This is a genomic window from Bradyrhizobium sp. (genome assembly GCF_049798375.1).
GTDB lineage: Bacteria > Pseudomonadota > Alphaproteobacteria > Rhizobiales > Xanthobacteraceae > Bradyrhizobium.
In genome coordinates this window covers 1-13,928 of the sequence record NZ_JBARGP010000077.1, presented here as the reverse complement: position 1 = coordinate 13,928, position 13,928 = coordinate 1, and the positions used below count along the sequence as shown (strand labels likewise).

Below are 13,928 nucleotides of genomic sequence, written 5' to 3'. Positions count from 1 at the left end.
GGGGAGAGGGGGCGACTGCATTTGCCGCTGCAGTTCGTGTGGTGGGCAAAGCGAAGCGTGCCCACCGCCTGCTTGCGAATGTGCCGGTGGTGGGCACGGCGCATCCGCGCCTTCGCCCACCCTACGTTTCCGCATTTGTAGCAGCCGGTACGCTCGTCACCTCATGCGAAAGCCCATCGCATGAATGAACAACCAACTCCCCGCATCCTCGTGCTCGGTGCCTCCGGGCTGATCGGAGGCTTCGTCACCAATGATCTGCGCCGGCGCGGGTTTACCATCATCGGTGTCGCGCGCAGCCTCGCCGACAGGCAGGGTGTTTCTCCGGACGATCTCGAACTGCCGATCATGGCGATGGATGTCGCCGCGCTGGCGGAGCTGATCCGCTCGCGCGAGATCGGCGTGATCGTGAATTGCCTCGGCGTGCTGCAGGATGGCCCTGGCAGCGACACCGGCGCGGTGCACAGGGATTTCGTCGTCCGGCTGCTCTCCGGGATCAGAGAGTCCGGGCGCGCCGTGCGACTGGTCCATATCTCGATTCCCGGCAACGCGGCGGACGATCGCACGGCGTTCAGTACCACCAAACGCGAGGCTGAACGTCTCATCGCTGCATCCGGCATTCCCCATGCGATCCTGCGTCCGGACTTCGTGATCGCGCCAGCGGCCTACGGCGGCAGCGCGATGCTGCGCGCGCTGGCCGCACTTCCATTCGACCTGCCGGCGAAGGAGCGCGCCACGCCGTTCCAGCCGGTCGGGGTCGCGGACATCGCCGCGACCATCGCCTGGCTCGCCGCGCGCCCGCTGGAGGAGTCCACGAAAGCCGTGACCTGGGACCTGATGCAAGCCGAGCCGGTGACGCTCGGCGGCGTGATCGATCGCTTTCGTCTTGCCTTCGGCACCGCGCGCCAAAAGCGCATCATCTTGCCGAAATTCCTGCTCGATCTCGGTGTGGTCGCGGGCGATTTCGTCGGCCGGCTCGGCTGGCTGTCACCGATACGCTCGACGGCGATCGCCGAGCTGCGCCGTGGCATCCGCGGCGATCCCCGGAGCTGGATAGCCGCAACCGGCATTAAACCGCTGCGTATCGATGAGGTGGTGGGCCGCAGCGGCGCCAGCATCCAGGACAAATGGTTCGCGCGGCTCTATCTCGTGAAGGCGCTCATTATCGCGAGCCTCGCGCTGTTCTGGATCGCCTCGGGCTTCATCGCGCTGGCGATCTCGTTTCCCGCGACCACTGCGATCCTGACCTCGCGCGGCTGGCCGGACTGGTTTGCCGTGCCCTTCGCTGCCATCACCAGCCTGATGGACATCTCAATCGGCGGGCTGATCGGATTTCGTCATACGGCTGCGTTCGGCCTTGTCGCCGGCATCCTGGTCGCGCTGGGCTATATGGGGGGCTGCGCGGTCTTCACGCCTGACCTCTGGCGCGAGCCGCTGGGCGCGCTGGTCAAAACTGGTCCCGCGATCGTGTTGATGCTGGTCGCGCTGCTCACGCTGGACAATCGCTGATGAATTGGCTCGACGACGATGTGATCCTCTATGACGGCGTCTGCGTGTTCTGCTCGCGCTGGGTCCGCTTCGTGATTGCGCGGGACATCGAGAGGCGCTTTCGTTTCACGCCGATCCAGTCGGCTTACGGAACGCGGCTGGCGCGCGCCTTTGGCATCGATCCCGCCGATCCCGACACCAACGCGGTGGTACATGGCGGCAAGGCGCATCTGAAGTCCGATGCCGCGTTGACCGTGCTGTCGCAGCTTGCCGGCTGGGGCTGGACACGCGTGCTGTTCGTCGTGCCGAAGCCGCTGCGCGATGCGGTCTATAGCCTGGTCGCGCGCAACCGCTACCGCATCTTCGGCCGCTACGACGTCTGCTTCGTGCCGGACGCCGAGCTGCGAGCGCGGGTGCTGGAGTAACTGCTGCCTCGAACCGTCATCCCGGCCTGCGCGGGATGACGGCGAAGTCTGCCATGACCGCCTATCGCCGGAATAATCATTCGTTTATGTCGATGAATATGTGCGGTACAATGCGTTAGATCGATTAATGGGAGCATGAAACACTCTTCTGAAGCTGAAACTCGGGAAGTTATTTCATGGCCGCTCCCTCTTACGATTTTGTCGCCGATGACCCTTCAAACCCGGCGCTTGCCGTTCCCGCTGTGGCCAAGCCTGCCATCACGGCGCTGCTGCCCGGCCTGTTGCTGTCGGCGGCGATCGCCGGCGCGGGTTTCAGCCTGCGCCAGCTGCCCGGACTCACGCTGTTCAGTCCGATGATCCTCGCGATCCTCAGCGGCATGGTGTTTCACAATGTCATCGGCACGCCGCAGCGCGCCAGGGCCGGCGTCACGTTTTCGGTGCGCCGCGTGCTGCGGCTGGCCATCATCCTGCTTGGCCTGCAATTGACGGCGACGCAAATCGCCGAGGTCGGCGCGCGCGGGCTCGCCGTGATCGCGCTGACCCTGACGTCGACCTTCCTGGTCACGACCTGGATCGGCCGGCTGCTCGGCGTCGATCGCAAGCTGACCGAGCTGATCGCGGCCGGTACCTCGATCTGCGGCGCATCGGCCGTGATCGCGACCAACACCGTCACCCGCGCTCGGGACGAGGATGTCGCTTATGCGGTGGCCTGCGTCACCGTGTTCGGCTCGATCGCGATGTTCAGCTATCCGTGGATCGCGGGGCAGCTCGCCCTCGACGCCCACGCCTATGGGCTGTGGAGCGGCGCTTCGATCCACGAGATTGCGCAAGTCATCGCCGCCGCCTTCCAGGGCGGCAAGGCGGCCGGCGATTTCGGCACCATCGCCAAGCTCGCCCGCGTGACCATGCTGGCGCCTGTGGTGATCACGCTCGGTTTGCTCGCCGCCCGTCGCGCCCGCCATGACGGTCACAGTCACACGGCCGCGCAGGCGCCGGTGCCGTGGTTCATCCTCGGCTTCATCGCGCTGGTCGGCATCAACAGTGTGATCACGATCCCCACGGACATCCGCGTCGACATCGTCAGCGTCACGACTTTCCTGCTCTCGGTGGCGCTGGGGGCGATGGGGCTGGAAACGGATTTCGCCAAGCTCAAGGCAAAAGGGCTGCGGCCGCTGATGTTGGGACTACTGTCGTTCCTGTTCGTCGCGAGCTTCAGCCTGATGCTGGTGAAGCTGATGATGATATAGTTCGTTGGGATGACGCTCGAGCAGCTCAGGATCTTCGTTGCGGTCGCGACCCGCGAGCACGTTACGCAAGCGGCGCGCGACCTCAATTTGACGCAGTCGGCAACATCAGCCGCTGTGGCCGCACTCGAAGCGCGTTACCAGACCAAGCTGTTCGATCGCGTCGGCCGGCGCATCGTGCTGACCGCTACCGGCAAGGCGTTCCTGGTCGAAGCGAGAAGCATCCTCGCGCGCGTCGCGGCGGCGGAGACCGTGCTCGACGATCTCGCAGGGCTGCAGCGCGGCCAACTGGCGCTCGCGGCAAGCCAGACCATCGCCAATGACTGGCTGCCGGCGTTCATCCACCGCTTCAATGTCGCCCATCCTGCGATCACGTTGTCGCTTGCGATCGGCAACACCGAGCAGGTCGCCGGCCTGGTGCGCGAGGGCGGCGCCGATCTCGGCTTTGTCGAAGGACGTGTCGACGATCCCCTGCTGGCGCTGCAGGCCGTCGCCGATGATGAGCTGGTCCTGGTCGGCCCGATCGGCCACGCGCTGTGCGACGGCAAGCCGGTCACGGCCGGAGCCTTGAAGCGTGCGCGCTGGGTGCTCCGCGAGCAGGGCTCGGGAACGCGCGCAATGTTCGAGCAGGCGCTCGAGGGACTCGGCCTGCGGCTAGCCGATCTCGACATCGCCTTCGACCTGCCGTCGAACGAAGCGGTCCGATCAGCGGTCGAGGCCGGCGCCGGCGTCACCGTGATCTCAAGGCTGGTCGTCGCCCGAGCGCTCAAGGCGAGCACGCTTGCGATAGCCGCAATCGCGTTCCCGCCGCGGCAGTTCTACAGCCTGCGTCACCGTGAGCATCACCAGACGCAGGCGGCGCGGGAGTTTTTGCGGATGGTGGGTGAGGCGGGTGCCGCTGCGTCAGGCTCGCCGTCATTGCGAGGCGCGTAGCGACGAAGCAATCCATGTTGTTTTCTGGGCTGTAATTGCTTCGCTCGTCAAGCTCCGTCGTCAGAAACGTGAATGGCCGGGACAAGCCCGGCCATGACGATAATACGTGCAGTGAGTGCGGCTTACGCCACCGCTTCCTTCGATTTCTCGGCGCGCTTCCGCTCGTTCGGATCGAGGTGCTTCTTGCGCAGGCGGATCGACTTCGGGGTGATCTCCACCAGTTCGTCGTCCTCGATATAGGCCAGCGCCTTTTCCAGCGTCATCCGGATCGGCGGGGTCAGCCTGACCGCTTCATCCTTCGAGGTGGTGCGGATGTTGGTGAGCTGCTTGCCCTTGAGAATGTTGATCTCAAGATCGTTGTCGCGGGTGTGCTCGCCGACGATCATGCCGCGATAGACCTTCCAGCCGGGCTCGATCATCATCGGGCCGCGATCTTCCAGCTTGAACATGGCGTAGGCCACCGCCTCGCCCTGATCGTTCGAGATCAGGACGCCATTGCGGCGGCCCTGGATCTCGCCCTTGTAGGGCAGGTAGTTGTGGAACAGGCGGTTCATGATCGCCGTGCCCTTGGTGTCGGTCATCAGCTCGCCCTGGTAGCCGATCAGGCCACGGGTCGGCGAGTAGAACACCAGACGCAGGCGATTGCCGCCGGACGGGCGCATCTCGATCAGTTCGGCCTTGCGCTCGCTCATCTTCTGCACCACGACGCCGGAATGCTCCTCATCGACGTCGATCACGACTTCCTCGATCGGCTCCAGGGTCTGACCGGTCTCCGGGTCCTTCTGGAACACGACGCGCGGACGCGACACGGAAAGCTCGAAGCCCTCGCGGCGCATGGTCTCGATCAGGATCGCCAGCTGCAATTCGCCGCGGCCGGACACTTCCATGGCGTCCTTGTCCTGGGCTTCGACCACGCGCAGCGCGACGTTGCCTTCGGCCTCGCGCAGCAGGCGGTCGCGGATCAGGCGGCTGGTGACCTTGTCACCTTCGGTACCGGCGAGCGGTGAGTTGTTGACGATGAACGACATCGACACCGTCGGCGGATCGATCGGCTGCGCCTGGATCGGGGTCTCCACCGAGGGATCGCAGAAGGTGTCGGCTACCGTGCCCTTGGGCAGTCCGGCGATGGCCACGATGTCGCCCGCCTCGGCGATGTCGACCGGCTGACGCTCGAGGCCGCGGAACGCCAGGATCTTGCTGATGCGGCCGGTTTCCACCAGCTTGCCGTCGCGCGACAGCACCTTCACGGCCTGGTTCGGCTTCACGGTGCCGGACGAGATACGCCCGGTGATGATGCGGCCGAGATAGGGGTTGGCCTCGAGAATGGTGCCGAGCAGCCGGAACGGGCCTTCCTCGACCACCGGTGGCGCCACGTGCTTGATGACGAGGTCGAACAGCGGCTGCATGCCGTCGTCATGGGAGGCGTCCGGCGAGGTGCCCATCCAGCCGTTCTTGCCCGACCCGTAGAGGATCGGAAAATCGAGCTGCTCGTCGGTGGCGTCGAGGGCGGCGAACAGGTCGAACACCTCGTTGACGACTTCAGTGACGCGCGCGTCGGGGCGATCGACCTTGTTGATGGCGACGATCGGCTTCAGGCCAAGCTTGAGCGCCTTGCCGACCACGAACTTGGTCTGCGGCATCGGGCCTTCGGCGGCGTCCACCAGCACGATCACGCCATCGACCATCGACAGAATGCGCTCAACCTCGCCGCCGAAGTCGGCGTGGCCTGGGGTGTCGACGATGTTGATCTGGGTATCTTTCCACTGCACCGAGGTGCATTTGGCCAGAATGGTGATGCCGCGCTCGCGCTCCAAATCGTTGGAATCCATCGCGCGCTCAACTTGGCGCTGGTTGTCGCGATAGGTGCCGGATTGCTGCAGCAGCTTGTCGACCAAAGTGGTCTTGCCGTGGTCGACGTGGGCGATGATGGCGATGTTGCGAAGGTTCATGGTCGGCTTTCTTCGGCTCGTGCTCGGGTGCGGAGCGCGGTTTTCCCTTAAAGGGGTCAGGCTATTAGCTACAGGCGCGCGCTCGCGAAACTCGTCCTGCGACAGGGACCTCGGGGTCCAAAAAGGAAGCCCGGCCATAGGGACCGGGCAAACCTGACGCGTTGCGCCGCAATATAGGGAGAAAAGGCCAAAAAACAATGACAATCCTGACGATCCGGGCCCGAAATTCCCCGGACGGGATCATGGTTAGCCGGTCTGCGTCGTCGTCAGCCGGTCTCGGCCTGGTCGGTCGGATAGACGCCGCTCAGCACCTCCTCGAAATGGCCTTTCACGGCCTCGTTGCAGCGGCAGGAGCGCCGTTTCAGGCCCTCGCGGTCGCAAACCTGGATCGCGCCGCGGCGTGTCTGCAGGATACCCTCCGCCTTGAAGCTCTGGATCACGCGGCTGGTGTAGGAGCGGCCGACACCGAGCAGGGTCGCCAGCTGCTCATGCGTCAGCGGCACGGTGTCGGCATCGTCGGTGCGCTCCATTGCCGAGATGATCCATTTCGCGGTGCGCTGCTCGATCGAATGGATGGCGTTGCAGGCGGTCGACTGGAACATCTGCGCCAGCATGCAATCCGCATAGCGGGCAAACACGTTGCGCAACGTCTTCGATTGCAGCTTGGCCGCCTCCAGCTTGCCAACCGACATGCGCACGAACGGTCCGGCGAACTTGACCACGATCCTGGTATAGGCCGGCAGGAAGCCCTGGCTGACGATGCCGCCGACCGCGCCCTCGCGGCCGACCAGGATGGTTTCGACGTCGCGGCCATCCTCGCTGGGCACGAGATAGGAGGCCAGCGCCGGCCCGCATGGGAAGTGGACCGTCTGCACGTCGTCGCCTGGGCTATAGAGCAAGTCGCCGGCGGCCACCTCCTCCTGGCTCAGATGCGGTGCGATCAGCGCAAAATCGGCGGCGCTCAGCCGTCGCAACAGGTTGTTGTAAGGCCGCTCCTTGGCAATCGCCGTCACGCCACGCGCCAGCATGTCCGTTCCCCTCGTTGCTGTCCCATCGATCAAACCGGCGTCCTTGTGTGTACAAGTGCACCGACAAGGGAACTCCGGTGTGCTGCTCTCGGTTCCAAGGACCCGCCGGTGTGCTTGCCTGAAGGCGCCGGCTGCGGGGCCATCCTGTTTTTGGAACCCCCGCCATGACATCCGAGCCGGATGACAGCTCACTTGCGCTTTATCGGGACGTTTTGATCGTCGAGGACGATCCCATCATCGCGCTTGGGTTCGAGGACACGCTGCTCACGCTCGGCGTGCCCCTGGTGCGCGTGGCCGCCAATGTCGCCGCCGCGTTACAGATGATCGAGGACAGGCGGCCCGATTTCGCGCTGCTCGATGTCGGGCTGGCACGTGGGAAGAGCTTTGCAGTGGCCGAACGGCTGGCCGCGCTCGGCATTCCCTTCGCCTTCGCCACCGGCTACGGCGCCGATCGGGTGCCGCCGGAATTCGCCGGTCGGCCACGGCTGACGAAGCCATGTACGACCGAGGCGCTGGCGACGGCGCTGAGAAGCAAAGCGTAAAGTGGATCCTTCTCGCCGCGACGTGACTGCGGTGAAGGCCTCGCGTCGGTGACAGCCTTTCGAGCGGAGAGAACCCTTCACCCGGCAGCCTTCGGCTGCCACCCTGTCCCGGGGAGAGGGTACACCGCTGTGCGCTGCGAGCGAGCTTTGACGACCGAAAATCCCTTCCTCAGCAGCCTTCAGCCAGCCTTTCCTGAAAGAGAACTCCATCACCCGATCTTCGGATCGAGCGTGGTGGACCACAGCGCGACGTCGGCGCGGTCGCGCAAGGTGACCGTCATCTGCCCGGTCGCGCCTTCGATCTTGACGTGGCCGAAGAACTGCAAGCCGGCTGACGGCGGCAGGTTCTGCTTGTCCTCGCCCGGCGCCTTCACGAAGCGCACCTCGGGGCCGAAGGTGTTGTCGAGTTCGTTCGGTCCGAAGGTGCCGGCATGCAGCGGGCCTGACACGAATTCCCAGAACGGCTCGAAGTCCTGGAACTGGGCCTTGTTCGGATCGTAATAGTGCGCGGCGGCGTAGTGCACGTCGGCGGTCAGCCACACCGTGTTCTGGATCGGCGCCGTCTTGATGAAGCGCAGGATCTCGGCGATCTCGAGCTCGCGGCCGCGCGGCGCGCCGTTGCCTTGCGCGAACGCTTCCGAGCCCTTCTTGTTGGCCGCATCGTCATACACGATCAGGCTGAGCGGCATATCGGAGGCGATCACCTTCCAGGTCGCGCGCGAAGAGAGCAGCGCGCGCTTCAGCCAGCGCATCTGCTCCGGTCCGATGAAATAGGCGTCGGGACCGTAAGTGGTCTGGTCGTTCGAACCATTGGGACCGCGATAGCTGCGTTCGTCGAGCACGAAGACGTCGAGATGCGGACCGTAATGGATGGTGCGGTAGACCCGGCCCGGCTCCACGATGCTTTCGCGCATCGGATACATCTCGTGGAAGGCGCGGGCAGCGCGGGCCGCGAGCAGCTGGATGTTGCGCTCCTTGTAGGTGGCCGGCAGGTCTTTCGAGGCCGACCAGTTGTTGGTTACCTCGTGATCGTCCCACTGCACGAAGATCGGCACCTCGGCATTGAAGGCGCGGACGTTGTCGTCGAGGAAGTTGTACTTATGCGCGGCGCGGTACTCGTCGAGCGTCTCGGCGACCTTGGCCTTCTCGGGGATCGTGACGTTCTTCCAGAGCTTGCCGTCGGGCAGCTTCACCTCGGAGGGGATGATGCCGTCGGCATAGATGGTATCGCCGGAATGCAGCAGGAAGTCGGGGCGGTGCTTCTTCATGGTCGCGAAGGTGACCATGCCGCCATCGTCGGGATTGATGCCCCAGCCCTGGCCGGCGACATCGCCGCCCCAGACGAAGCTGACGTCGCGCTGGTCCGACGGCGCGGTGCGGAAGCGGCCCACCACCGGCTCGCTCTCGACGCTGATATGCGCGAGATCGCGGACTTTGACGCGATAGAAAATGTCTTGGCCGCCCGGCAGGCCGTCGACGAGCATCTTGGCGGTAAAGTCGCTCTCGGGCAGCGCCGCGATCGGCGGCAGCGCACGGGCATCCTTGAAGGTATCAGTGGTGGCGACCTCGACCAGCATCTGCGAGGGCCGGTCGGCGCGCGCCCACACCACGCCGCCATCGGTCGAGACGTCGCCCGACTGCACACCATGGGTCACGGCTGGCCGGTCGGCGGCGCGGCTGAGATACGGCATGGCGATGGTGCTGACGCCGGCAGCCGCGGCGGTCGACAGGAAGCGGCGGCGGGACAGGCCGAAATTCTGGCGGGGAATGCGGATCGTCATGCGTGTCTCCTGATAGCCGGCGCGGAAATGCGCGCTTGACTTAGAAGACTTTGATGACGTGGCAATTACAGCGCCGCGATCGCAGCGTCGGTGATGCTCAGCTGCCGGTGGCGCGGAGCTGGGCGCCGGCGCGCTGCAGGTTCTGCGGCAGGCTCATCAGGATCAGCTTGCGGTCGGCGACCGCATTATGAAACTGTTCGAGCGCGATGTTGAAGGCGGTCAGCGTGCCGTGCTCGATGGCGCCCTCCTCGAAACAGGCCAGCGTCGAGCGCAGGATGTCGTCGGCTTCGGCCTGCAGCTTGTCGAGTTCTTCCGTCGCATCGCTCTTGCGGGCGATCGTGATCATGTCGAGCAGCCGTTCGCGCAACGAGGTGTTGTTGTTGCGTTCGTTCTTCTTCAGATAGCCGGCGAACCAGGCGCCGACCGAGCCCGTCGCCGACAGCGCCATCAGCCCCCACCAGATGTAGTCGCTGTAGCGGTCGAGGAAGCTCTTCTCCTCGCCGTCGACGAAGGCGGCCGCGCCCGGATGCACGGGGATCGCGGCGTCCTTGTCGGTGTCGGGCGTCTCGATCTTGGCGGCCAGCGGGAAGTCCGCCAGCAGTTGCTGGCGCGCCGCAAACAGCTGATGCGTGAAGGCGGCAACGGTCGTGTCCGACAGGCCCTTGCGGGCGACGATGTGGTGATTGAAGCTGATGGTCTTGACCTCGTCCTCCGGACGATCGGGCGCGCCGCCGAAGGCGCCGGCCGGAATGTCGGTCGATTCGTATTCGGAGTGGTTCTGCGCGATCGCGTCCGCGGAATCGATCGCCAGGAACGTCGGCGCCTCGCCGTTCTTGGTCGAGGCTGCCACCGCATCGCTGGTGATCTTGCTGTTGAGCGGGCCCGCGGCCAGATAGACGTCGGCCTTGTGGTTCTTGATTGCGTCGGTAGCCTCGGTGACCGGGAACTGGATGGTCTCGACCTTCTCCGGATCGACGCCATATTGCTGCAGGATCACCTTGAGCAGATTGACGTTGGCGGGCGTGCGGCCGATCACGCCGACCTTATGGCCTGCCAGCTGCGAGATCTTGGTGATGTTGTCGGCCTTCTTCTTGCCTTTGCTCCCTTTCGAGCTTCCTTTTGAGCTTCCTTGGGCCGCGCCGGCCGGCACCCACAGCACCACGACATTCTTGCGCAGGGTCGCCACGGCCTGTGCATTCTTCGGTACGTTGAGGTCGCCGCGCACGATCGCAAGGTCCACCTTGCCGTCGGCGAGCGCCTGCGCACTCTCGGCCGCCCCTTCGGTCGGCACTGGGCGCAACCGGACATAGCTGTGGTTCTGCGTGAAAGCCTGCGTCAGCGCCTGCACCACCTTGAGGTCATCGCTGTTGGCCGGGCCGACGGCGATATGCAGGACGACCGGACGCATGGCGAAGTAATAGCCGCCGGCCACCGCGCCGAACAGGGCGAGCGCGGCAGCGATCAGAATGAATACGGCCGGCTTGACCGGGCGCGGCATCACCGCGGTCTGACGCTCCACCTGGTCCTGTCCTCCGGTCATCGAACGGCCATCAATTGCTTGAGGGGCAAGTTCATTCGGCACGCACGCGGGTCGGTTGAAAATGTAGCAGTTTTCGTCGGTCGGCGGGGTTACATCTCCGTCATGGTTACCGGTGCGCGGCTTCCGCCGGTCGGGATCATGACCGATTCGGCGAGACGCCGATTCGCGACCTGATTTTCCACGGAAACTTTCTGTTGCCGGCGGCGTAAGGAAGGCAAAGTATCAAGGCACCCGCGCGGCGAAACGCCGCTCGTGTGTCTCAGGTTCCTCAACTCATCCAAGGGAATTCGGCCATGGTGGAACGATTGTCGACGGATGCCCGGGCCAAAGCACTGCAGGAACTGCCCGGTTGGTCGGAGGTCAGAGGACGCGAGGCGATCAGCCGCACCTTTGCTTTCAAGGACTTCAACGAGGCCTTCGGCTTCATGTCCCGCGTCGCGCTGGTCGCGGAGAAGCGGGATCATCACCCGGAATGGCGCAACGTCTACAAGACGGTCGAGGTGACGCTGTCGACCCATGACGCCGGCGGCGTGACCTCGCGCGACATCGATCTGGCGCGCGCTATGGATGCGATCGCAAAGCCGCTCGGCGTCTAAGCGACGCAGCGTCTGGTGCAGCGGTCGCGCGAACGTCTTGCGGTGAGCGCCAGGGGTCCCCACGTTTGCCGCGGGATTTGAACGTGCCGCGGATCGCGGGACGCAGGAGGCTGCAGTGGACACGACCGACACCAGCACCGGATTTGCGCCGGCCGATCGGCTGGCCCAGGACCGCGAGAGCGTGCGCCGGCGGTTCTGGACCAAGTTCAGACGGGTGGTGGCGCATCTGCCGTTCGCCGAGGAACTTCTGGCGGCCTATTACTGCGCCTTCGACAAGGAGACGCCGCGGCACGTGCAGCTCTCTTTGTTGGGGGCGATCGCCTATTTCATTCTGCCGTTCGATTTCATCCCCGACATGCTGCCGGTGCTCGGCTTCACCGATGACGCCGCCGTGCTCGCCACCGCACTCCGCATGGTCGCCTCGCACATCACGCCCGACCACCACGCCGCCGCGCGTGCCACGCTGCAGCGGGGGCTGGACGGGGAAGGTGATGAGAAAGCCGCGTAGTTGTTAGTTGGGCGAACCGCGCGCCACACAACATTGCATCCTCTCAGGCAAGCGGAGAGGGTGGAGCGCTAATGCCGCGCTGATGCTCAGACATCCACGTCCATCAGAGAACACATCGTCATTGGACGATCGTCGCCCCAAACAAAAAGCCCCGCGGCATCACCGCGGGGCTTTGTTTTCTGACGATCGCCGGATCGAGCTTAGCGCTGGCGCGGGCGGGCGGCGCCGCTCTTCTCCGCTTCCCAGGCCTGGAACTGCCTGAACAGCGCCTCGCGATCGGAGTCCGATTGCCCGGTCTTGGCCGCCGCGTTCTTGTTCATGAAGTCGTTGAACTGGTCGCGCGACGATCCGCCGGCCGCTGCCGATCCCTCCATCGCATGCGTCTCCAGCCACTGCTTGGCGGCCGGCAGGCGCTGCCAGCCCGGCAGCGGTGCCGACAGAGACACTTCCTTCCACTTCGGATGGAAGGGCGGACGCTGCAGCGACGGGAACTTGGTGAAGAACGCATCCACGAACAGCGCGAGCTTGCGGTAGCGCTCGGTGTTGGGGGCCCAATTATAGGCCGCGAGCACCGCCGGGACCGCGATGGTGTCGACCTTGTCGCCCTCTGCGATCAGGTTCGGATAGTCCTTGGACGTCATCGTCGCCGGCAGATAATCGCCCTGCAGCGGCCGCTCATAGTCGACCGTGACCAGATGGTAGCGGCCACCATCATTGACGAAGTTGGTGACTGATTTGTAGGGCTTGCCGCCGACCACGATCACGGCATCGAGCTCGCCCTTCTTCAGTTTCTCCATTGCGATGCGCTGCTCGATATAGGCGAACTTGGTGGCATCGAGTCCGAGCCGCTCGAACACCGCGAGTGCGGTGACGAAGGTCGAGCCGTCGGGAAGATCGACGCTGACGCGCTTGCCGGTGAGATCATGCAGATTGCGGACCGCCAGCGGCGCGATCACCTGCATTTCCTCGTTGTACAGCTTGGTGACGTAAGTGAGCTGCTTGCGCAGGTCCTTCGCGTAGCCCTTGCGCTCGAGATAGTCGAGCGAGTCGGCGCGGACGATGCCGATGTCGACGCCCTGCAGGAACAGGATGTCGGCGATGCTCTGCACCGAGCCGCGGCCGACGATCGGCAGGATGCGCAGCTTGTTGCCGTCGTCGAGCACGGATGACAGGTCGGCGCCGAACTGCACATAGGTGCCGCCGATCGTGCCGGTGATGCAGGTCACGGTGTTGGCGTTCAGTGCCTTCTTCGTATCGGCCGAGCCGAATTGGAAGATCGATCGCAGGCTGTCACTGACCTTGCCCGGATCGTATTCGGCGCCCTGGGCGTGAGCCGCGGTGCCGCAGCCGATCATCATCATGGCGGCAAGCGCCGCGCCAACTAAACGTCGCATGTGTTCCCCTGCATGAAAACTGCGGCACAATCAGGCGAAGCGCCGCACGCGCTTCGCGGAAAAATCGTGCCAGTCGACAATCGAGAGCACGACGGCGGTCTGCCGCCGCGCTCGGACTACTTTAGTTCTGGAGCTGGTTGAGGCGGCGCTGCGCCTCGCCCGAGCCGAGCTGCGCCGCGCGGCGGTACCAGTTGCGGGCTGCGCCCGGATCGGCGTTGATGTTGCGCACGTCCCGAGTGCCGAGCACCTGCGCATCATAGGTCTGTGCCAGCATCAACGCCGCGGCCGGCTCTTGTGCGTCGGCGGCGCGCTCGAGCAGCAGGCGAGCCGGCGGAATGTCGCCGGAGGCGAGCAGGTTCTTGGCGCGCTTCATGATGCCAGCGAGCTCGTCGGGATCCATCCGGCGGGCGGCCTGCTGCTGTTGCGGCGGCGGGGCGTTGACGGACGGCGTCGCGAAGGTCGGCGTGACCATCGCAGTGGCGGCGCCGGGCGCGGTGATTGAG

Annotated in this window: 13 protein-coding genes and 1 pseudogene; 8 read left to right on the top strand and 6 right to left on the bottom strand. The window is 64.9% G+C overall.

Annotation, left to right across the window (positions count from 1 at the left end; all coding sequences use genetic code 11):
• The 5 genes from WA702_RS03320 to WA702_RS03300 all read left to right on the top strand — a co-directional run.
• On the top strand, positions 1-188 hold a 188-nt coding region (locus tag WA702_RS03320), incomplete at its 5' end, for a hypothetical protein (protein WP_425109098.1).
• Positions 181-1,506, top strand: coding sequence for an SDR family oxidoreductase (locus tag WA702_RS03315; protein WP_425109097.1), 1,326 nt, complete (start codon positions 181-183; stop codon positions 1,504-1,506). The genes WA702_RS03320 and WA702_RS03315, both read left to right, overlap by 8 nt.
• Positions 1,503-1,910 (top strand): thiol-disulfide oxidoreductase DCC family protein, encoded by a 408-nt coding sequence (locus WA702_RS03310; RefSeq protein WP_425109102.1) that lies wholly within the window; start codon positions 1,503-1,505, stop codon positions 1,908-1,910. Before WA702_RS03315 ends, WA702_RS03310 begins: the two co-directional genes overlap by 4 nt.
• A gap of 269 nt (positions 1,911-2,179) precedes the next feature.
• A complete protein-coding gene (locus tag WA702_RS03305) occupies positions 2,180-3,157 on the top strand; it encodes a YeiH family protein (protein ID WP_425109101.1) in 978 nt (325 codons plus the stop codon).
• 9 nt (positions 3,158-3,166) lie between these two features.
• Positions 3,167-4,087, top strand: coding sequence for a LysR family transcriptional regulator (locus WA702_RS03300; protein ID WP_425109096.1), 921 nt, complete (start codon positions 3,167-3,169; stop codon positions 4,085-4,087).
• Between the two features lie 122 nt (positions 4,088-4,209).
• Here the strand turns inward: WA702_RS03300 and typA are convergent, their stop codons facing one another.
• Positions 4,210-6,036: a translational GTPase TypA gene (gene typA / locus WA702_RS03295; protein ID WP_425109095.1), complete on the bottom strand. Its 1,827-nt coding sequence runs from the start codon at positions 6,034-6,036 to the stop codon at positions 4,210-4,212.
• 266 nt (positions 6,037-6,302) lie between these two features.
• Positions 6,303-7,064: a Crp/Fnr family transcriptional regulator gene (locus tag WA702_RS03290; protein WP_425109094.1), complete on the bottom strand. Its 762-nt coding sequence runs from the start codon at positions 7,062-7,064 to the stop codon at positions 6,303-6,305.
• Positions 7,065-7,228: 164 nt separating this feature from the next.
• Here WA702_RS03290 and WA702_RS03285 point away from each other — a divergent pair, with 164 nt between their 5' ends.
• Positions 7,229-7,606, top strand: a complete 378-nt coding sequence (locus WA702_RS03285; protein ID WP_425109092.1) for a response regulator — start codon at positions 7,229-7,231, stop codon at positions 7,604-7,606.
• Between the two features lie 209 nt (positions 7,607-7,815).
• On the opposite strand, the gene WA702_RS03280 is transcribed toward WA702_RS03285, so the two are convergent.
• Positions 7,816-9,387, bottom strand: coding sequence for an alkaline phosphatase D family protein (locus WA702_RS03280; RefSeq protein ID WP_425109091.1), 1,572 nt, complete (start codon positions 9,385-9,387; stop codon positions 7,816-7,818).
• Positions 9,388-9,484: 97 nt separating this feature from the next.
• Positions 9,485-10,885 (bottom strand): TAXI family TRAP transporter solute-binding subunit, encoded by a 1,401-nt coding sequence (locus WA702_RS03275; protein WP_425109100.1) that lies wholly within the window; start codon positions 10,883-10,885, stop codon positions 9,485-9,487.
• Between the two features lie 317 nt (positions 10,886-11,202).
• On the opposite strand from WA702_RS03275, the gene WA702_RS03270 reads away from it, so the two are divergent.
• Both WA702_RS03270 and WA702_RS03265 read left to right on the top strand, forming a co-directional pair.
• On the top strand, positions 11,203-11,523 hold the full coding sequence (locus WA702_RS03270) for a 4a-hydroxytetrahydrobiopterin dehydratase (protein WP_425109099.1): 321 nt from the start codon (positions 11,203-11,205) through the stop codon (positions 11,521-11,523).
• 115 nt (positions 11,524-11,638) lie between these two features.
• The gene (locus WA702_RS03265) at positions 11,639-12,031 is read left to right on the top strand and encodes a YkvA family protein (RefSeq protein ID WP_425109090.1); all 393 of its coding nucleotides are present in this window, start codon (positions 11,639-11,641) and stop codon (positions 12,029-12,031) included.
• A 200-nt stretch (positions 12,032-12,231) separates the two neighbouring features.
• On the opposite strand, the gene WA702_RS03260 is transcribed toward WA702_RS03265, so the two are convergent.
• Both WA702_RS03260 and WA702_RS03255 read right to left on the bottom strand, forming a co-directional pair.
• On the bottom strand, positions 12,232-13,425 hold the full coding sequence (locus tag WA702_RS03260) for a TAXI family TRAP transporter solute-binding subunit (RefSeq protein ID WP_425109089.1): 1,194 nt from the start codon (positions 13,423-13,425) through the stop codon (positions 12,232-12,234).
• Positions 13,426-13,546: 121 nt separating this feature from the next.
• Positions 13,547-13,928, bottom strand: a pseudogene (locus WA702_RS03255) (hypothetical protein); the annotation flags it as partial.